A 22,331-nucleotide genomic window follows, 5' to 3' on the forward strand; every position below is an offset into this window, starting at 1 on the left:
CCAAAATCAGTCTGTAGTTATCAGGCTTAAGGTAAATCTTATAAAAGACCCGCCGAAGGCGGGCCTTCCCTCTGTGTTACACCAACTGCAACTGGTGGTTAGCCAAAAGCGTAGCCAGATCGGTCTGTACGCCGTTCAGGGTAATCACGGCACTGGAGTCAAAGTGGCTGCCCGTTCCGTCGCGATCGATCCGAATTTCGGTGTTACTGCCGTTCTGCACCACCTGGATATAGTCGCTGATGTTGCCCGCGCTGGCATCCAGGGTGGCAACGCCATTGACGTAAGTCGCAGAACCGCTGCCGCTATAGTCGCTGTCAGCCAGCAGCTCCCGCAGGTCGATGCGATCGGTATCCGCCGTACCTTCCCAGGTCCCCACGGTAAAGCCGTTCACCACGTCGCTGCCGTTACCGCCGGTGGCATCGTTCGCGTTCAGCAGTTTGTAGAGCAGCGTGTCCTGGCCGCCGTTACCGATATTAAAGGTGTCGTTACCACCGCGACCTTCGAAGGTGTTATCACCGCTGCTGCCGGTAAAGGTGTCGTTACCGCCGCCACCGGCGATGCCTTCAATATTGACAAAGGTCGCCTTGCCAAAACCGGTATCCTGCTGTGCATTGCTGCTCAGGTCGACGGTCAGCGCCGAATCCCCCGCCAGCTTGTAGTCGACGATGTCCATACCGCCATCGGCGCTCCAGACGTTGGTGTCAGACACCACCTTGCTACCGCCACCGCCGTTGTAGACGTGAGTACCCGCGGTGGCATACAGCGTGTCGTTATAACCGGTGCCCAGAATGCCCACACTGTTGGTACCGTCGGTGGCTGCCTGGGCACTGTCGGATGCCGCCGCGCCATCTTCCGCCGTCAACGCATAGGCGTGGTTCTTCTCGACCGCCTTCAGCCCCCCCCAACTGGCATTGACGTTTTCGATATCGTTGGTCACACCGGAAGAGTCCAGGGTCACCGAAGCGATACCGCCGTAATCATTGCCGTTCGCCAGCAGCACCGCGCTGTAGGACTTATCGGCATCCAGTCCGTAGAAGTAGACCAGCGCCGAAGAGTCGTTCATGTTGACGCCGCCCTGCGGGTTGATCACCTGGGAGCCGACCACCTTGCCGGTCGCCTCATCCACCAGCAGCACCGTGTTGCCGTAAAAGCTGTTTATACCGTTAACATCGGTGATACGCAGGATAATGCTGGTGCCGTCGTTGATAACGCTGGTGTTCTCGACATACTCCGTGGCGCCGCCAGCGGCGCGGAACATCACCAGATCGCGATCGCCATCGTAGTCCAGGTCCAGCGCCAGGGCGCCAGTGGCGAAGTTTCGGGTACCGTTGTTGGCATTGGTAATGAGAGTGCTGGATGACCAGTTCACCTGCCCGGTGGCGCTGTTCACCCCGTTATTCAGCCACAGCAGACCAACGTTAGCCGCGTTGTTGGTCGCGGTATTCCCTGCAGCACCGGCAATTTCGATCAGATCCATCCTGCCGTCGCCGTTCCAGTCCACCGCCAGCGAGGTCATACTGTTAACGTTGTCGCCCAGGCTCTGGAGGTTAGAAGCAGTCCCCGCACCGTTTGTGGCCGCAGTTAAGTTCCCGCTTCCGTCGTTATACAAAACGGTACTGGCAGGACTATAGGTTCCCCCCTGGTTTGTCATGCCACCCAGGAACAGATCCATATAGCCATCACCGTTCAGATCGGCCCAGGTCATGGTGGTGTAGTAGTTATCTACGCCAGAATCACCCCAGAATACGTTAGTGACGATCTGGGTATTGGTCAGCGTGTAGTTGCCATTGCTGTCCTCACCGTTGCTGACCACCACCAGACGATTCAAAGAGGCACTGGAACCGCCTCCCGACGTTCTGTTAGTACCCACTGTACCGTGGTAGACAATATCGACATAGCCGTCGTTATTCAGGTCCACGCCAGAGACTTCGCGGTCCGGGGTCGCGTTACCGGTATTGGTGGCCGCCACGCCATCCTGACTGGTAGCCGTTTCCACATAGGCGCCGGTCTTATCGAAACCGGTAATGGTGCCATCGGTATTCATCACTATCTGTGAATCATAGCCACCGGCCCCATTGGCATCGTTGGGCGTTTCATCGCCGTAAACCAGATCGACATAGCCGTCGCCATCGATATCGATCCCCATAAAGCCGCCATACCACACCCAGGTATTACCATTGATGTCATTGGCTTGACCGGCGGCGCCATTCGCCCCTACCTGGAAGGCGGTCCAGGTACCGTCCTCGTTATATTTAAAGGACTGCTGACCGTTAATATAGCTGGTATCCGCCCCCATCAGATCCATCAAACCATCGCGATCGAAGTCGATAAATGACGACTGTTGCTGGGTATCCGTCCCTTTAACCGACACCGAACTAAAAGAGCCCAAAGTCGAAGAGTTGGTGCCGTTCTGGGTAAAGATTGTCGAGTTACTGAGGATCCGCCAGGTACCGTCTTCGCCGATGGTCAGCGCGGTACCGGTATCGTCAGAAGAGGCAGCCGTCGCGGTAAAGGTGATCTCCGGGGTCGGGGACACCATCAGTTCGCTGGTGCTATCATCTGCGGTAACCCTGGTGCCATCCGCAGCATAGAGCGTTGCCTGTACTTCATAGCTTTTGATGTCCAGCGCGTCGCTATCCGGGATCTGCACATACCAGGTGCTGTTATTGGGATCGATCACCACCGCGCCGGTGCGTGAGCTGTAGGTCACGTTATTAATCGTGACCTCCATGTATTCGCCATCCAGCATCCGGAAGTCGATGGTGCCAGAGACGATCGGCGTGGTGTCCAGGGTATCCTGAGCGTTGACGATCAGCGGCAGATCCACCGTGAAGCTGAATTCCGGGGAGCGGCTGCCTTCGTTGCCTGCGGCATCCACCACCACTGCCTGGTAAGCCGGGGTATCGCCATCGCTGGCGGGTTCAGTCAGCGCAAAGCTCCACTCGGTACCGTTCACCGCCGCTTCGCCCAGCAGCACGCCATCGGCGGTGTAGATACGCACGATTTCGCCGTAGCCCAGCGCTTCGCCCAGGGTGCCATGCAGCACCGGCGTACGCTCGTCGGTGGTGGTGCCCGCGCCGAAGCGGCCGCGAGAAGCCCCGACATCGTCGCTGTATTCCACGATGGTCGCCAGGTTGTCCGGCGGCGTGGTATCCACGGTGACCTGCTGGCTGGTGGTCGCGCTCACGTTGCCGGCCTGGTCCACCACCCGCATCTGGTAAGTGTAAACATCGTCCGCCAGTTCGGCGGCATTGATAATGTCATCCTGGGCGATGGTATCGATGGTAATAGAAGGCACTTCACCGCTCAGGGCAAACTCGTGGCTTCCGGAACCGCCGTTACCGGCTTTATCCGTCACCTTCGCGCTCAGGGTATAGCGACCATCCTGCAGGCCGTTGAAATCCTCTGCCGACAGCGTAATGGACCAGTTACCGCCTTCACCCACCGTGGCGGTATAGTCGTTTCCGTTAAAGGTCACGGTGATGGTCTGCCCGGCTTCTGCCGTGGTGGTGCCGCTCACGGTCTGTCCGGTCAGTTGCTCGGCGGCGTTAACCACGTCATCGGTCGCCACCGGGCTAAAGGTGATGGTCGGCGCGGTCAGATCCAGACTCAGGGAGCCGGACTGGGTCACGCTGTTGCCCGCCTTATCCGTTACCGTGGCGCTAAAGCCGTGATTACCGTCGGCCATACCATTAAAGTCGGTTGCCGGAACCGTGACCGACCAGATGCCGCCTTCGCCCACAGTCGCGGTATAGGTGCGGTTATTAAAGCTCACCGTCACCACCTGGCCGACTTCCGCTGTGGTAGTGCCGCTGATGCTCTGTCCGGCCTGCTGTTCAGCAATATTAATCACGTTGTCGCTGGCCACCGCGTTAAAGGTCAGGGTCGGCGCCAGGGTATCCACCGTTAGCGTGGCGCTCTGGCTGGTGCTGTTACCGGCCTTATCGCTCACGCTTGCGGTAACGTTCAGCGCCCCTTCGGCAAGTAACGCCAGGTCCTCTACCGGCACATTCAGCGTCCAGCTACCGTCTATCAGAACGGTGGTGGTATAGCTCGCCTCGCCCAGGGTAACGGTGACGGTCTGGCCCGGCTCAGCACTGCTGGTGCCGCGAATAGTCAGCGGCTGCTGCTGTTCCAGCGCGTTGAGCATATTGTCGGTCGAGATAGCCGCCAGGGTGATCACCGGCGCACTGGTATCTACGGTGATGGCATGACTGGCCGAAGCGCTGTTACCCACCGTATCCTGGGCCGAAACGATCACGCTGTAGCTGCCGCCGTCTGCCAGCGCGGCCACATCCTCTGCCGGAATGGTCAGGCTCCACGCGCCGCTATCGCCAACGGTAACGCTGTAATCCTTACCGTTCAGATTGACGCTAATCGCCGCGCCGCTCTTCAGCCCGTGGCTACCGCCGCTGATGGTCAGTTCGCCGCCCGCTTCCGTAGCGTTAATCACATCATCACCCGCGACAGTATTCACGCTCAGGCTAATTTCGGTCGTGCTGACCACCAGATCATGGCTCTGGCTCGCACTGTTGCCCGCGCTGTTTACCACGGTAGCGTTCAGGGTCAGGGTACCGTCCTCAAGGGCGGCGATAACCCCTGCCGGTACGCCGACGCTCCAGTGACCGGCGGCATCCACCGTGGTGGTCCAGCTGTGATCGCCCAGGGTGAGCGTTACCTTATCGCCGGTATTCGCGCCGGTGACGCTACCGCTGATAATCTGCGCCTGGTCGTGCTCGACCCGGTTGATCACATCATCCCCCGCCACCTTATTAAAGGTCAGGGTCGGCGCCTGAGTATCCAGAATCACCTGGGTACTGGCGTTGGTGGTGTTACCGGCCTTGTCGCTGACGCTTGCCTGTATCGGATAGCTGGCATCGGCCAGCAGCGTCAGGTCACTGCCAGGCAGCTCCAGACTCCAGCTACCATCGGCCTGTACCCTGGCCTGGTACTGCTTACCGCCCAGGGTTAGGGTTACCGTCTGACCGGCTTCGGCATCGCTGGTGCCCTTCACGGTCACCCCCGCGCCCGCCTCGGAGGCGTTAATCAGGTTATCCCCGGCAATGGTATCGATGGTCAGGCCCGGCAACTGGGTATCCACCCGATATTCGTGGCCTGCCGAAGCACCGTTACCCGCGTTATTGGTGACGCTGACCTGCACGCTGGCGGTGCCTTCCGGCAGCTTCGCCAAATCCGCCGCCGCAATCTCCAGACTCCAGGCGCCGCCATCCGCCACTTTGGCGGTGTACGTCTTGCCGCCAAAGGTGATGGTGACGGTACGATCCGCTTCCACATTGCTGGTGGTGCCGGAGAGCGTCAGGGCTTCGCCGCGCTCCACGGCATTCAGCACGTCATCCGCAGTGACGCTGTCGATGGTGATTGCCACGACATCCAGATCCACCGTCACCTGGTGGCTGATTTCCACCGGGTTACCGGCGCTGCTTTGCGCGCTGGCATCAATCACCAGTTTGCCTTCCGGCCACTGGGCCACATCTGCGGCCTCCACCCCGGTCTGCCAGCTGCCATCAGCTTTGACGGTGGCCGTATAGGTCTTGCCGTTAATGGTCAGGGTCACGCTGGCACCGGCGCTCAACCCTTCGCTGGTTCCGCTAATCACCAGCGCCTGGTTGTGCTCGATACTGTTAACGATATCGTCGCCGGAGACGGTGTTGATACGCAGCCCCGGAATGTTGGCATCGATGGCGATATCCCGCTCCGCGCCGCCGCTGTTGCCGTGGCCGTTGGTGACGCTGGCGCTGATAGTCAGCTCACCGTCACCCAGCGCTTTCAGCATTTCTGTGGTCAGTTCCAGCTTCCAGCTCAGGTCGTCCTGAACCTTCACCTCGTAGCTCTTGCCGCCCATCATGATGGTGACGGTATCGCCGGAGGCCGCGCCGCTGACCTTACCGGTCAGGGTCTGACCCGCCGCCAGTTCGGCGGCGTTAATGATGTTGTCGGCCGTCAGTGAATCGATGGTCACCTGCGGTCTGGCAGTATCCACCGTCAGGCTGCCGCTGGCATTCACGCTGTTGCCCACGCCGTTGGTGGCCGTGGCGGTCAGGGTGTAGCCCGCCTCGCCCAGACCGGCCAGGTCAGCCACCGGCACTTCCGTGCACCAGTTTCCGCTGTCATCCACGGTAGCGCTGTAGCCCTTACCATTCAGCATGACCGTCACCACCGTACCTGCCGCCAGGTGAGCGCTGGCGCCGCTCAGTACCAGCGGCTGGCCCTTCTCGGCGGCATTCAGAATGCCGTCGCCCGCCAGGGTATCGAAGCTCAGCGAGGGCAGACCGGTGTCCACCGTTACGTTATGACTGGCGCTGCCGCTATTGCCTGCGGCGTCGGTTACCGTCACGTCGATGCTGACCTTTCCGTCCTGCAATGCGCTGACCACATCCGCCGGTACGCCCAGGCTCCAGTTGCCCGCCGCATCCACCACCGTGGTCCAGCTGTGGTCGCCCAGGGTTACGGTCACTTTGTCGCCGGTGTTCGCACCGGTAACGCTGCCGCTGATAATCTGCGCCTGACCGTGTTCAGTCCGGTTAATCACGTCATCGCCCGCCACCGTATTGATGGTCACCACCGGAATGGTGGCGTCCACGGTCATGGCGCGATCTGCGGTGGCCGGGTTACCGGCTTTATCGGTGACGCTGGCGTTCAGGGTGATGTTGCCGTCTTTCAGCGCCGCCAGATCTGCCGCCGGGATATCCAGCATCCATTTACCGTCGGCATTGACTGTTGTGGTGTACGGCTTGCCGTTCAGGGTGACGGTCACCGTCTGCCCGGCTTCCGCCGTGGTTGTCCCGCTCACGGTCAGGGGCTGGCCTTTTTCGGCGGCGTTCAGGATGTTATCACCCGCCAGGGTCTCGATGGTGATGCCCGGCGCCTGAGTATCCACCCGATATTCGTGGCCTGCCGAAGCACCGTTACCCGCGTTATTGGTGACGCTCACCTGTACGCTGGCGGTACCTTCCGGCAGCTTCGCCAGCTCCGCCGCTGCCACTTCCAGGCTCCAGCCGCCGCCGTCCGCCACTTTGGCGGTGTACGTCTTGCCGCCAAAGGTGATGGTGACGGTACGACCCGCTTCCACATTGCTGGTGGTGCCGGAGAGCGTCAGGGCTTCGCCGCGCTCGGCGGCGTTCAGCACGTCATCCGCAGTGACGCTGTCGATGGTGATTGCCACGACATCCAGATCCACCGTCACCTGGTGGCCGATCTCCACCGGGTTACCGGCGCTGCTTTGCGCGCTGGCATCAATCACCAGTTTGCCTTCCGGCCACTGGGCCACATCTGCGGCCTCCACCCCGGTCTGCCAGCTGCCATCGGCCCTGACGGTAGCCGTATAGGTCTTGCCGTTAATGGTCAGAGTAACGGTAGCGCCAGAGTTCAGTCCTTCACTGCTGCCGCTAATCACCAGCGCCTGGTTGTGCTCGATACTGTTAACGATATCGTCGCCGGAGACGGTGTTGATACGCAGCCCCGGAATGTTGGCATCGATGGCGATATCCCGCTCCGCGCCGCCGCTGTTGCCGTGGCCGTTGGTGACGCTGGCGCTGATGGTCAGCTCACCGTCACCCAGCGCTTTCAGCATTTCTGTGGTCAGTTCCAGCTTCCAGCTCAGGTCGTCCTGAACCTTCACCTCGTAGCTCTTGCCGCCTATCATCACGGTGACGGTATCGCCGGAGGCCGCGCCGCTGACCTTACCGGTCAGGGTCTGACCCGCCGCCAGTTCGGCGGCGTTAATGATGTTGTCGGCCGTCAGTGAATCGATGGTCACCTGCGGTCTGGCAGTATCCACCGTCAGGCTGCCGCTGGCATTCACGCTGTTGCCCACGCCGTTGGTGGCCGTGGCGGTCAGGGTGTAGCCCGCCTCGCCCAGACCGGCCAGGTCAGCCACCGGCACTTCCGTGCGCCAGTTTCCGCTGTCATCCACGGTAGCGCTGTAGCCCTTACCATTCAGCATGACCGTCACCACCGTACCTGCCGCCAGGTGAGCGCTGGCGCCGCTCAGTACCAGCGGCTGGCCCTTCTCGGTGGCGTTCAGAATGCCGTCGCCCGCCAGGGTATCGAAGCTCAGCGAGGGCAGACCGGTGTCCACCGTTACGTTATGACTGGCGCTGCCGCTATTGCCTGCGGCGTCGGTTACCGTCACGTCGATGCTGACCTTTCCGTCCTGCAAGGCGCTGACCACATCCGCCGGTACGCCCAGGCTCCAGTTGCCCGCCGCATCCACCACCGTGGTCCAGCTGTGGTCGCCCAGGGTTACGGTCACTTTGTCGCCAGTATTCGCACCGGTGACGCTGCCGCTGATAATCTGCGCCTGACCGTGTTCAGTCCGGTTAATCACGTCATCGCCCGCCACCGTATTGATGGTCACCACCGGAATGGTGGCGTCCACGGTCATGGCGCGATCTGCGGTGACCGGGTTACCGGCTTTATCGGTGACGCTGGCGTTCAGGGTGATGTTGCCGTCATTCAGATTCGCCAGGTCAGCCGCCGGAATATCCAGGCTCCAGCTACCGTCCGCCCGGACCGTAGCGCTGTAGGTTTCGCCATTCAGGCTGATGGTCACCGTCTGGCCTGCTTCCGCCGTGGTTGTCCCGCTCACAGTCAGGGGCTGGCCCTGTTCGGCGGCATTCAGCACATCGTCGCCCGCCAGGGCGTTAATGGTGATGCCCGGGGCCTGGGTATCGACCCGATATTCGTGGCCTGCCTGGGCGCCGTTGCCTGCCTGATTGGTGACGCTGACCTGCACGCTGGCGGTGCCTTCCGGCAGCTTCGCCAGCTCCGCCGCTACCACTTCCAGGCTCCAGCCGCCGCCGTCCTCCACTTTGGCGGTGTACGTCTTGCCGCCAAAGGTGATGGTGACGGTACGACCCGCTTCCACATTGCTGGTGGTGCCGGAGAGCGTCAGGGCTTCGCCGCGCTCGGCGGCGTTCAGCACATCATCCGCAGTGACGCTGTTGATGGTGATTGCCACGACATCCAGATCCACCGTCACCTGGTGGCCGATTTCCACCGGGTTACCGGCGCTGCTTTGCGCGCTGGCATCAATCACCAGTTTGCCTTCCGACCACTGGGCCACATCTGCGGCCTCCACCCCGGTCTGCCAGCTGCCATCAGCTTTGACGGTAGCCGTATAGGTCTTGCCGTGAATGGTCAGGGTCACGCTGGCACCGGCGCTCAGCCCTTCGCTGGTTCCGCTAATCACCAGCGCCTGGTTGTGCTCGATACTGTTAACGATATCGTCGCCGGAAACGGCGTTGATACGCAGCCCCGGAATGTTGGCATCGATGGTAATTTCGTGGCTGGTGCTACCGGTATTATTGCTGGCATTGGTGACGCTGGCGTTGATGGTCAGGTCACCGTCACCCAGCGCTTTCAGCATTTCTGTGGTCAGTTCCAGCTTCCAGCTCAGGTCGTCCTGAACTTTCACCTCGTAGCTCTTGCCGCCCATCATCACGGTGACGGTATCGCCGGGGGCTGCGCCGCTGACCTTGCCGGTCAGGGACTGGCCCGCCGCCAGTTCGGCAGCGTTAATCACATCATCCCCGGCGACCGTATCGAAAACCACGCCAGGCAACTGGGAATCCACCCCCAGGGTATGACTGGCGTTACCCGTGTTGCCGATGCTATCGGTGGCGGAGACGCTCACCTGGTAGAAGGCTTCGCCCAGCGCCGTCAAATCGCCAGCGGGCACCGTCACGCTCCAGTTGCCGCTGCTATCGGTGGTGCCGGTATAGTTTTTACCGTTGAGCGTTACCGTGACGGTGGTATTGGCGGCCAGTCCGTCAGAGCCGCCGCTAATGGTCAGCGGCTGCCCTTTTTCCACCTCATTCAGAATATTGTCACCCGTGATGGTGCCGATCGAAAGCGTCGGTACCGCGGTATCTACGGTGAAATCGCGGGATTCGCTACTGCTGTTGCCTGCCGCATCGGTCACGGAAACGATCACGCGGTAACCATTATCCTCAAGCGCAGACACCGCCGTATCCGGGATCCCCACGCTCCACTTACCCGCCGCATCCACGGTGGTAACCCAGCTATTGCTGCCGATAGTCACAGTGACCACATCGCCGGTGGCCGCCCCTTTAACGCCGCCGCTGATAATCAGCGCCTGACCGTGTTCGGTCTGGTTAATCACATCATCCGCCGTAATGCTGCTGATGGTGATAACCGGTACGGTGGCATCGACATGCAACTCACTCTGGGTCTGAACCGGGTTACCCGCCTTGTCAGAGACGCTGGCGCTGACCATTACCTGGCCGTCGTTCAGGTTCGCCAAATCTGTCGCCGGGATATCCAGCGTCCATTTACCGCCGGCATTGACTGTTGTGGTGTACGGCTTGCCGTTCAGGGTGACGGTCACCGTCTGCCCGGCTTCCGCCGTGGTTGTCCCGCTCACGGTCAGGGGCTGGCCTTTTTCGGCGGCGTTCAGGATGTTATCACCCGCCAGGGTCTCGATGGTGATGCCCGGCGCCTGAGTATCCACCCGATATTCGTGGCCTGCCGAAGCACCGTTACCCGCGTTATTGGTGACGCTCACCTGTACGCTGGCGGTACCTTCCGGCAGCTTCGCCAGCTCCGCCGCTGCCACTTCCAGGCTCCAGCCGCCACCGTCCTCCACTTTGGCGGTGTACGTCTTGCCGCCAAAGGTGATGGTGACGGTACGACCCGCTTCCACATTGCTGGTGGTGCCGGAAAGCGTCAGAATTTCGCCGCGCTCCACGGCATTCAGCACGTCATCCGCAGTGACGCTGTTGATGGTGATTGCCACGACATCCAGATCCACCGTCACCTGATGGCCGATCTCCACCGGGTTACCGGCGCTGCTTTGCGCGCTGGCATCAATCACCAGTTTGCCTTCCGGCCACTGGGCCACATCTGCGGCCTCCACCCCGGTCTGCCAGCTGCCATCAGCTTTGACGGTGGCCGTATAGGTCTTGCCATGAATGGTCAGAGTAACGGTAGCGCCAGAGTTCAGTCCTTCACTGCTGCCGCTAATCACCAGCGCCTGGTTGTGCTCGATACTGTTAACGATATCGTCGCCGGAGACGGTGTTGATACGCAGCCCCGGAATGTTGGCATCGATGGCGATATCCCGCTCCGCGCCGCCGCTGTTGCCGTGGCCGTTGGTGACGCTGGCGCTGATGGTCAGCTCACCGTCACCCAGCGCTTTCAGCATTTCTGTGGTCAGTTCCAGCTTCCAGCTCAGGTCGTCCTGTACTTTCACCTCGTAGCTCTTGCCGCCCATCATGATGGTGACGGTATCGCCAGAGACCGCGCCGCTGACCTTACCGGTCAGCATCTGGCCTGCCGCCAGTTCGGCGGCGTTAATGATGTTGTCGGCGGTGACAGAGTCGATAGTCACCTGCGGCCGGGCGCTGTCCACCTGTACCGCGCGATCGGCGCTGTTGCTGTTGCCGTAAACGTCGGTGACGCTGGCGGTCAGGGTGTAGTTCGCTTCGCCCAGCGCTCCCAGTGCCGATGCGGGCAGCGTAACGCTCCAGACCCCGTTATCGCCGGTGGTTGCTGTATAGCTAACGCCGTTAAGCACCAGGGTGATGGTGGTGCCGGACGGCTGGTTGCTGGTGCCGGTAACCGCCAGTTCGCCGCCTTTTTCCAGGGCGTTAATCACGTCATCGCCCGCGATAGTGTCGATAGCAATCGAGGGAGCGGAGAGCTCCACCTTAAAGTCATGGCTCCCCGCTCCCTGGTTACCGGCTTTATCGGTCAGACTCGCCGTCAGGGTGTAGTCCTGCCCCGTCAGCAGACCGACATCCGCCGCCGGAATCCCCAGGCTCCAGCTGCCGTCGGCATCCAGGGTTGTGATATAGGTTTTGCCGTTCAGGGTAATGGTGATGCGATCGCCAGCCTGAGCGTTGGTGCTGCTGCCGGTAATCACCAGCGCCTGGCCGTGCTCTGCCTGGTTAACCACGTTATCCGCGGTGATGTTATGGATGGTCACAGTGGGAACGCTGCCATCGACCAGCAGTTCGCTGGCCGCCGATGCCGGGTTACCGGCTTTATCGGTGACGCAGGCGTTCAGGGTGATGTTGCCGTCATTCAGATTCGCCAGGTCAGCCGCCGGGATATCCAGCGTCCATTTACCGTCGGCATTGACTGTTGTGGTGTACGGCTTGCCGTTCAGGGTGACGGTCACCGTCTGCCCGGCTTCCGCCGTGGTTGTCCCGCTCACGGTCAGGGGCTGCCCCTGTTCGGCGGCGTTCAGGATGTTATCCCCCGCCAGGGTCTCGATGGTGATGCCCGGCGCCTGAGTATCCACCCGATATTCGTGGCCTGCCAAAGCACCGTTACCTGCGTTATTGGTGACGCTCACCTGCACGCTGGCGGTGCCTTCCGGCAGCTTCGCCAGCTCCGCCGCTGCCACTTCCAGGCTCCAGCCGCCGCCGTCCGCCACTTTGGCGGTGTACGTCTTGCCGCCAAAGGTGATGGTGACGGTACGACCCGCTTCCACATTGCTGGTGGTGCCGGAGAGCGTCAGGGCTTCGCCGCGCTCGGCGGCGTTCAGCACATCATCCGCAGTAACACTGTCGATGGTGATTGCCACGACATCCAGATCCACCGTCACCTGGTGGCCGATCTCCACCGGGTTACCGGCGCTGCTTTGCGCGCTGGCATCAATCACCAGTTTGCCTTCCGGCCACTGGGCCACATCTGCGGCCTCCACCCCGGTCTGCCAGCTGCCATCAGCTTTGACAGTGGCCGTATAGGTCTTGCCGTTAATGGTCAGAGTAACGGTAGCGCCAGAGTTCAGTCCTTCACTGCTGCCGCTAATCACCAGCGCCTGGTTGTGCTCGATACTGTTAACGATATCGTCGCCGGAGACGGTGTTGATACGCAGCCCCGGAATGTTGGCATCGATGGCGATATCCCGCTCCGCGCCGCCGCTGTTGCCGTGGCCGTTGGTGACGCTGGCGCTGATGGTCAGCTCACCGTCACCCAGCGCTTTCAGTATTTCCGGGCTCAGTTCCAGCTTCCAGCTCAGGTCGTCCTGTACTTTCACCTCGTAGCTCTTGCCGCCCATCATCACGGTGACGGTATCGCCAGAGACCGCGCCGCTGACCTTACCGGTCAGCATCTGGCCTGCCGCCAGTTCGGCGGCGTTAATGATGTTGTCGGCGGTGACAGAGTCGATAGTCACCTGCGGCCGGGCGCTGTCCACCTGTACCGCGCGATCGGCGCTGTTGCTGTTGCCGTAAACGTCGGTGACGCTGGCGGTCAGGGTGTAGTTCGCTTCGCCCAGCGCTCCCAGTGCCGATGCGGGCAGCGTAACGCTCCAGACCCCGTTATCGCCGGTGGTGGCAGTATATCTAACGCCGTTAAGCATCAGGGTGATGGTAGTGCCGGACGGCTGGTTGCTGGTGCCGGTGACCGCCAGCTCGCCGCCTTTTTCCAGGGCGTTAATCACGTCATCGCCCGCGATAGTATCGATAGCGATGATCGGAAGCTGAGTGTTGACCGTGAAGTCGCGCTCCTGGGTGCCAGTATTGCCTGCCGCATCGGTGACCGACACGGAAAGGGTATAGCTGCCGTCTTCCAGAGACTCGATCGTCGACGCCGGGAGCCCCAGGCTCCAGTTGCCGCTGGCATCCAGTACCGTGGTCCAGCTATTTTCGCCCAGCGTGACGGTGACTTTATCGCCCGCCGCCGCGCCGCTAACGCGACCGCTGACCACCTGGGTCTGAGCCTGTTCGCTCTGGTTAATGACATTATCGATGGCGAAATCATTGATCGCGATCTCCGGACGGGTGGCGTCCACCAGCATCGATCCCGCAGTGGTGGATTCGTTACCCGCTTTATCGCTTACCGTCGCGCTTATGGTGACGTTGCCATCTTTCAGCGCCGCCAGATCGGTGTCCGGAACCTCCAGGCTCCATTTACCATCCGCCTGAACAATGGCGGTATAGGGTTTACCATTCAGGGTGACGGTCACCGTCTGCCCGGCTTCCGCCGTACTGGTGCCGCTGACGGTCAGAGGCAGGCCTTTTTCTGCGGCGTTAAGAATATTGTCACCCGCCAGGGTATCGATGGTCAGCCCCGGCGCCTGGGTATCTACCCGGTAGTCGTGGCTGTCGGAAGCCGCATTGCCCGCTTTGTTGCTGACGCTGGCCTGCACGCTGGCATCACCATCCGCCAGGGTTCTGAGATCTGCCGCCGATACCTCCAGACTCCAGACGCCGCCCTCCTGTACCTGAGTGGTATAAGTACGGCCGCCAAAGGCCAGAGTGACGGTCTGCCCGACTTCAACGTTACCGGTAGTGCCGGAAAGCGTCAGGTTCAGTCCCTTCTCCGCGGCATTAATCACGTCATCCGTCGCCAGGGTATTGATGGCGATGCTGACTTCCGCCACTTCCACCGTGACGGGGCGTTGAGCGCTGGCCGGGTTTCCGGCGCTACTGGCGCCACTGGCGCTGACGGTCAGCCCTCCCTGAGGCCACTGGGAAACGTCAACGGCCGGTATCCCTGCCTGCCAGTTGCCATCGTCCATCACAATCGCGCTGTAGCTCTTATCGTTGATCACCAACGTCACGCTGGAGCCCGCTTTCAGGCCGCTGCTGTTACCGCTGACGATCAGGTTCTGCCCGTGCTCGGTACTATTAATGATGTCGTCGCCCGCTACGGTATTGATGGTGATGGTCGGTATGGCGGTATCCACGGTCAACTCGCGATCGGCCGATACCGGGTTACCGGCTTTATCCGCCACCCTGGCATTAACCGTGAAGTTACCGTCGGAAAGGTCTGCCAGATCGGTCGCCTCAACCTTCAGGCTCCAGCGACCATCGGCGCTTACGGTGGCGGTATAAGACTTGTCGTTCAGCATGACGGTCACCGTCTGCCCGGTTTCCGCCGTGCTGTTACCGCTAATGGTCAGAGGCTGGCCCTGCTCTAGCGCATTCAGGACATCGTCCACCGCCAGCGCGTTGATGGTAAGCGTTGGCGCTGCGCTGTCGATAATCACCTGATGACCAGCCTGAGCGCTGTTGCCGTGAACGTTGGTGACGCTCACGCTAATTTCCGCGCGCCCGTCCATCAGACCATCCATTGCGGTAGCCGGTACTTCCAGATGCCAGCTACCGTCATCCTGAACTTTGGCGCTCCAGCGCTGACCCGCAAAGCTCACCACCACGCTCTGCCCTGGCTCCACGCCCTGGGTCATACCACTCAGAGCCAGTATCGTCCCTTTTTCCGCGGCGTTAATCACGTCATCCAGGCTGACCGTATCAATAGTAATAGCCACCTCGTTAAGATCGACAGTGACCGTCTGCTCAAACCCAGCCGGGTTACTGGCTACGTCCTGCGCGCTGGCGCGAATAACCACATCGCCAGCGGGCCAGTCCGCCAGCTCACGGGCAGATACCCCAATTCGCCAGTTGCCGCTGGCATCAACGGCGGTGATATAGCTCTTGCCGTTAGCGATAACGGTAACCGTAGTTCCTTCCGCCAGATGTTCGCTGGTGCCGGTAATGGTCAGATCCTGCTGCCGTTCAATGGCGTTCACTACATCATCGCCGGAGACGGTGTTGATACGGATCCCCGGCAGTTGGGCAGTAATACTGATATTCAGCGTCCCGTTACCGGTATTGTGATGGCCGTTGGTCACTGATGCCTCAACGGTTAATGCGCCGTCGCCCAGTGACGACAGCGCACTGCCGGGCAGATCCAGGCTCCAGGTCAGATTGTCCTCTACCTTCACCTCATAGCTAAGGTTGCCAATCCTGATAGTGACAATATCGCCAGCTACCGCGCCGGTCACCCGGCCGCTTAAGGTCTGCACCTGCGCCAGTTCGCTGGCATTCAGTTGGTTATCGCCCGCAAAGGTGTTGATAATCACCGTCGGCAGTACCGTATCCACCAGTACAGAGGCGCTAGCCGAGCCCGGGTTCCCGGCTTCATCCGCGCCGCTGACCGTTACGGTATACAGGGTGTTCGCCAGTTTCAGCACATCTTCAACCGGCACCTGAAGCTGCCACTGACCGCCGTTGACGGTGGTCTGGTAACTCTGATTATTGAACGTAACGATAACGGTGCTGCCGTCCGTCAGGTTACTGGTGCCGCTCAGGCTCAGAGGCTGCTGCGCTTCCTGCGCATTCAGCACGCTGTCCTGACTGATGGGATCTACCGTGAAGGTGGGTCCGTCGCTGCTCAGGGTTACCGTGCTGCTGGCGCTGCCGCTATTGCCTGCCGCGTTAGTTACGGAAACCGAAACCGGCATCTGATGAAGCCGGGTAAAATCATTCAGCAGGCTGGGAGGGACCGCCACGCTCCAGCTTCCGTCGGCCTGTACGATGGTGTTGAGGCTGTGTTCGCCGAGCTTCACCACCACCGTATCACCGGCAGACGCGCCGGTAACGCGGCCGGAGATCGTCTGGGTGGTCGACAATTCGCTGCCGTTCAGCACGTTATCGCCGCCGATAGCGTCCAGGATCACTACTGGCGTGGACGTATCCACGGTAAAGCTGCCCTGAGTACTGGTCTGGTTGCCGGCTTTATCGCTGACGCTGGCGCTAATGCTGTGCTTACCCTCGGCCAGGATCGCAACGCTGGCGGCATCCAGGGTAACACTCCAGCGCCCGTCGCTACCGACAGTCGCACTCCAACTTTTGCCGTTCAGACTGACTGTTACGGTCTGCCCCGGCTCAGCATCGCTGCGGCCGGTCAGAATCAGCGACTCGCCCTTCTCCTGGGCATTGATCACACTGTCTGCGGTCACGGGATCGAGCGTCAGGGTCGGCGCCCGGGTATCCACGCTCAGTGCCTGAGAGCCGCTGATGGTATTACCGGTGATGTCCTTACCGGTCACGCTGACCGTCCAGTTCCCGTCGCCCAGTGCCTGAGCGTCCGCTGCCGGTACCTTAACGTTCCAGGCGCCGTTATCCCCCACGGTGGCGCTGTAGCTTTTACCGTTCAGGGTCACCGTCAGTACGCTGCCGCTGGCGAACTGGCTGCTGCTACCGGACAGGGTAAAGCCCGCCGCCTGCTCGGCGCCGTTTACCACGTTATCTGTTGCCGTGGCGTTAAGGGTGATTGCCGCCTCTTTAGTGGAGACGGTCAGGGTGATATCCCCTGCTTTGGTGCTATCGTTGCCGTCTATCTGCACCACTGACCAGGTGTGGGTACCATCGCTCTGGGTCGGCAACAGGACGCTCCAGGTGCCGTCTTTCCCGACCATGGCGCTGGCGATGGTGCTACCGCTGGCATCCTTGATCTGGATGGTGGCTCCCGGCTGTCCGGTACCGCTAAAGGTCGGAGTGGCATCGTCGGTTATCGCCTTAGCGGCCAGCAGCCCCTGACGATCGCCCTGCTTATCGGAAACCGTAAAGGTCGGCGTGATGCTTTCCACCTCTTTGGTGTTATCGATAACCTCGGTGCGGGTATGGTCGTCGCCGTCGTGAGCAAGCAGCGCGCCTATGGCTCCTCCGCCCAGCGCCGCTCCGGCGATCCATCCCCAGGGCGTATCGCCTTCAAACAAGCTGCTTTCCAGGAAGGGTTCGATGCTGTCGATAGCAGTAGCCTGAGGCGTCAGGGTGAACGGAGTCAGCCCCTGGCCCTGGCCGATATCGGCAAAGGAGATATGAGTCAGACCCTGATCATCGGCAAAGACCAGCACCGATTGCCGATCCTCCGATTCCAGGTCACCGATAAAATAGCCGTTACAGCGAATCACGCTGCCATCCTGCATATAAATCAGCAGATCGTTCCCCACACGTTCATAACGAACAACCTCTGTGGGAGAGGCGTGGATTTGAATAACGCTCGGTGCAGAAATAGAAACCGACAGATTACCTTCGGCGTTTAAAACCGTTTTTTCCGCACTCTTACGAATAATGACATCAACGATCTTACTCACTGTCTTATCTCCTTGCGTATATCCGTCCTGGATATATTTATCTTTTTTTGCGCAATGGGTGCCTCTGAGGCAATATCCACATTCCTTTAATTCCATTCCATGCAGGATGATTATCCTAAGTCTGGTAGCTGGTTTGCCGTGTTCTTCTGAATTCCCGCTAAAGGTAAAAGCGTATCGAGCGCCGCAGCATAATTAATTGCCGCCGCCCAGCCGTCATAATCGGCAGTAATACGTGAAGACGATGCCTGCCAGATATCCTGTTCCACGCTCAGCAGATCGCTAAGACTGCGGTGGCTGAGCTTATATTCGCTTTTATAGAGTTGGCGGGTGCGCAGCGCATTTTCCAACTGCTGGCGTCCGGCCTGTTCACGGCCCTGAGCGCCCTGCCATTCCGCCAGCGCGACCGACGCTTTTTGCAGCACGTCGAACTTCGCCTGATTCACTTTAGAGAGCGCTTTCTGGCGCTCGCCTTGTGCCTGACGAACCCGGGCTGAGACGGCCCCCCCCTGATACAGTGGAGCATCAACACTTATTTGTACCTGGTCGTCCCAGTAGTTGCGGTTATCGGTCTGGTAGCGGGTGCGCCCGCCTTTCAGGCTGACCGTTGGCCAGCGATCGGACTTTGCACGGCTGATCCCATATCGGGAAGAGACTTCCAGAGACTCTGCGGCCAGTACCGAAGGAATACGTGAGTATTGAATGTTATCGAGCGGGGTCTGGTCATGGGCCAGCGCTGTCGGCATGGCGGAATACTGGCTGGCTTCCATCCCCGTCAACACCCCCAATCTGGCGCGGGCGCTACGCAGCGCGGCGCGATACTGCTGTTGGGTTGAGCGCATACCGGCAATGCGAGTTTCAGCCAGTAACGCGTCTGAACGAGAGCTCAGACCGGCGTCCGCGCGCAGGCTTACCATACGCAGAACATCCTGCAACGCATTGATATGCTGCTCCGCTGCCGCGTTGAGTTCGTCATAGCGCTTCACCTCCGCATAGGCCAGCGCGGTCTCTTCCGCCACGCTGGTTAGCGTTGACATTAGCTGGTAGCGATAGCTTTCCCGCTGGTTCTTCCGCTGATCGATGGCGTTGTTGGTTTTGCCAAAGTCGTAGATCAACTGAGTCAGCGTTAGCCCCCAGACGGCAGAGCTATTGAGCGAACCGCTGGAGTCGGTACTTTCACTGTGTCCTGCGCTGCCACTCAGGGAAAGCTGAGGGAACCAGGCGCTGCGCGCCTCATCAATCTGCGCCTGACCAATACCCAGTTGCGCCGCCTGCTCGCCCACCGAGGGGTCGCGATCGAGCGCAAACAGAATGCTCTCTTTTAACGTGACCGAACCGACGCGGGCCACGCCCGGGCCGCTGGCCCATTGCGGCAACGGCGCGGCAAACCCCGGAAGGGAGATCACAAGTATCAGCACAACCATCCTTGTTACAATAAAGCGTCCCATATGCTCTCATCCCTGTTACCGATACTGCTTGCCCGATCTCGCAGTCACTCCTGAAGCGCCTTTTCTTTCGCCTTAGCTAATTTTGCTAAGAACTAAGAAATAACCAGGTTTTATTCCGAATAAGCGTCAGGCGGCGTTAACTTATCAGATCGCAATAAAGGCTAAGATTAGCTAACAAAAAAATAGCCAAACGGATGTCGGAATAAGAAACTCCATTTAAAACACCAGTGGAATTCTAATTTCCAGACGGCAAGCCTTACAGGCTGCGCGCCCCGCCAGGAATATTCTGCAAATTAACAGAAATTTCCTACTTACGATACGGCGCAATGTTAAATAATAGTTAAAATAAAGTGCAAATAATGCGATTGCTTCAGAAAACTGACGAAATTTAAAGACAAGGATCATCCTAAAATCCTTATTCCATAAAGGGATAACGCCTGATATGGGATGGACATTTTTGGGTTAATTACTGACGAGATTTAACGCAAAGATTTTCAAATTTTTGTCGGGCAAATTTTAACTCTCCCCCTCTGTAGCACTGGAGTCGCTGCGGATAAGCAGAGCCTGGCCAATAACAAATCTTACTGACCTTTAAATTGTAATCGATTACACCCAATCCTGTTACTGACTCCCCTCCTGACCTCTATCGGCCAGAAAAAACAGACGTCAAAGATTACATTCCCCTTCAGCATCATCCGAAATATTTCTTTCCTTAGGGAAAAAACTTAAAGCAACCTTATGAAAATAAAGAATAATTACATACTGACACTTCTTGACATTTATGTAACCGATTACACCTTCGTGATTGAAATCACATATTTTCACCTTCCCATTACCTACCCTTAACCCGTTACCTGATTAATCCAACCGGAGGGCGCTATGCCTGACAATAAAAAACAGCGGCACTCAAACAAAGTCATGACATTCTTTGTTTGCTTCCTTGCCGCACTGGCAGGTTTGCTGTTCGGGCTTGATATCGGCGTTATCGCCGGCGCCCTGCCGTTTATCTCTCAGGAGTTCCAGATAACTGCACACCAGCAGGAGTGGGTGGTCAGTTCAATGATGTTTGGCGCGGCAGTCGGCGCCGTGGGCAGCGGCTGGCTCTCTTTCCGCCTTGGGCGCAAATATAGTCTGATGATTGGCGCCGTGCTGTTTGTTATCGGCTCTCTGGCTTCGGCGCTGGCGCCAAACGTAGAGGTGCTGACCGTCTCCCGCGTTCTGCTGGGGCTGGCGGTGGGCGTCGCGTCCTATACCGCGCCGCTCTATCTGTCCGAAATCGCGCCGGAGCGTATTCGCGGCAGTATGATTTCCATGTACCAGTTGATGATCACTATCGGTATTCTGGGCGCCTATCTTTCCGATACCGCCTTTAGCTATTCCGGCGAATGGCGCTGGATGCTGGGCGTCATCACCATTCCGGCGGCGCTATTGCTGATAGGTGTCTTCTTTCTGCCGGATAGCCCGCGCTGGTTTGCTGCCAAGCGCCGCTTTCACGACGCCGAGCGAGTGCTGACCCGCCTGCGTGATACCGGCGAAGAGGCCAGACGCGAGCTGGATGAGATCCGTGAGAGTCTTAAGGTGAAACAGAGCGGCTGGGCGCTGTTTAAAGAGAATCGTAATTTCCGCCGCGCAGTGTTTCTGGGCGTACTGCTCCAGGTGATGCAGCAGTTCACCGGGATGAACGTCATCATGTATTACGCGCCGAAGATTTTTGAACTGGCGGGCTACAGCAACACCACCGAACAGATGTGGGGCACCGTGATTGTCGGTCTGACCAACGTACTGGCCACCTTTATCGCCATCGGCCTGGTGGATCGCTGGGGCCGTAAACCAACTCTGATTCTGGGTTTTCTGGTGATGGCTATCGGTATGGGGACCCTGGGTACCATGATGAATGTGGGCATCGCCTCACCATCGGCCCAGTATTTTGCGGTTGCGATGCTGCTGATGTTTATCGTCGGCTTCGCTATGAGCGCTGGTCCGCTGATTTGGGTGCTGTGCTCGGAAATCCAGCCGCTGAAGGGGCGCGATTTCGGCATTACCTGCTCCACCGCCACCAACTGGATCGCCAATATGATCGTCGGGGCCACCTTCCTGACCATGCTCAACAGCCTGGGCAACGCCAACACCTTCTGGGTCTACGCGGGTCTGAACCTGTTCTTTATTATCCTGACCCTGGCGCTGGTGCCTGAAACCAAGCATATCTCTCTGGAGCATATCGAGCGTAACCTGATGAAAGGCCGCCCGCTGCGTGAGATCGGCGCCAGCGAATAATTGCGCTTTCAGCAGGAAAGGACGCGGCGGGGAGTGATTCCCGCCGCGTTTTTTTAAGGGTTAGCGTGACGCTTTTGAAGACCTAAATCAGCAGAATATGATGATGTGATGGACCATTCACTTGCACCCACCGCCCAGCCCCACTATGCTCTGGCCCCATGAAAACCCCTCGCCTCCCCATCGCTCTACAGCAGGCCGTTATGCGTTGCCTGCGGGAAAAGTTACGCCTGGCTAACCAGCGTCTGGGTCGCGACTATCCGGAACCCAGGGTGCTCTGGAACCAGCGCGGCACATCAGCCGGAACGGCCTGGCTGGAGCAGTATGAGATCCGCCTGAACCCTGTATTGCTGATGGAAAACCAGCAGGCGTTTATTGATGAAGTGGTGCCCCACGAGCTGGCGCACCTGCTGGTGTGGAAACGCTTTGGCCGGGTGGCCCCTCACGGCAAAGAGTGGAAGTGGATGATGGAGCGAGTGCTGGAAGTACCGGCCCGCCGCACTCACGCTTTTTCGACGCAGTCCCTGCCGCGTAAGACCTTTCCTTATCACTGCGGCTGCCAGCCGCACCAGCTGACCGTACGCCGCCATAACCGGGTGCTGCGCGGCGAAGCCGAATACCGTTGCGTACACTGCGGCCAGCTTTTACGTCCTGCGCCCTCAGCGGACTGATTTTCTGGAAATTTACCGATCTTACTGATTGCAACAAAGCGATGTCTGTTTCAGGATCCGTGCTCGTTTTGA

4 protein-coding genes are annotated in these 22,331 nt (G+C 59.4%); 2 read left to right on the top strand and 2 right to left on the bottom strand.

Going from position 1 to position 22,331, the window contains the following annotated elements; all coding sequences use genetic code 11:
* Nucleotides 1-76: 76 nt before the first annotated feature.
* Nucleotides 77-17,872: an Ig-like domain-containing protein gene (locus SCU88_RS20905; protein WP_431810054.1), complete on the bottom strand. Its 17,796-nt coding sequence runs from the start codon at nucleotides 17,870-17,872 to the stop codon at nucleotides 77-79.
* 110 nt (nucleotides 17,873-17,982) lie between these two features.
* The gene (locus tag SCU88_RS20910; protein WP_431810183.1) at nucleotides 17,983-19,293 is read right to left on the bottom strand and encodes a TolC family outer membrane protein; all 1,311 of its coding nucleotides are present in this window, start codon (nucleotides 19,291-19,293) and stop codon (nucleotides 17,983-17,985) included.
* A 903-nt stretch (nucleotides 19,294-20,196) separates the two neighbouring features.
* Here SCU88_RS20910 and SCU88_RS20915 point away from each other — a divergent pair.
* Together SCU88_RS20915 and SCU88_RS20920 are read left to right on the top strand one after the other, a co-directional pair.
* The gene (locus SCU88_RS20915) at nucleotides 20,197-21,591 is read left to right on the top strand and encodes a sugar porter family MFS transporter (protein ID WP_138093537.1); all 1,395 of its coding nucleotides are present in this window, start codon (nucleotides 20,197-20,199) and stop codon (nucleotides 21,589-21,591) included.
* Between the two features lie 158 nt (nucleotides 21,592-21,749).
* Entirely contained in the window at nucleotides 21,750-22,259 is a 510-nt protein-coding gene (locus SCU88_RS20920; RefSeq protein WP_175340674.1) for a SprT family zinc-dependent metalloprotease, read from the top strand.
* Nucleotides 22,260-22,331: the final 72 nt, after the last annotated feature.

Source organism: Jejuibacter sp. L23 (genome assembly GCF_050815825.1).
Classification (GTDB): domain Bacteria; phylum Pseudomonadota; class Gammaproteobacteria; order Enterobacterales; family Enterobacteriaceae; genus Jejubacter; species Jejubacter calystegiae.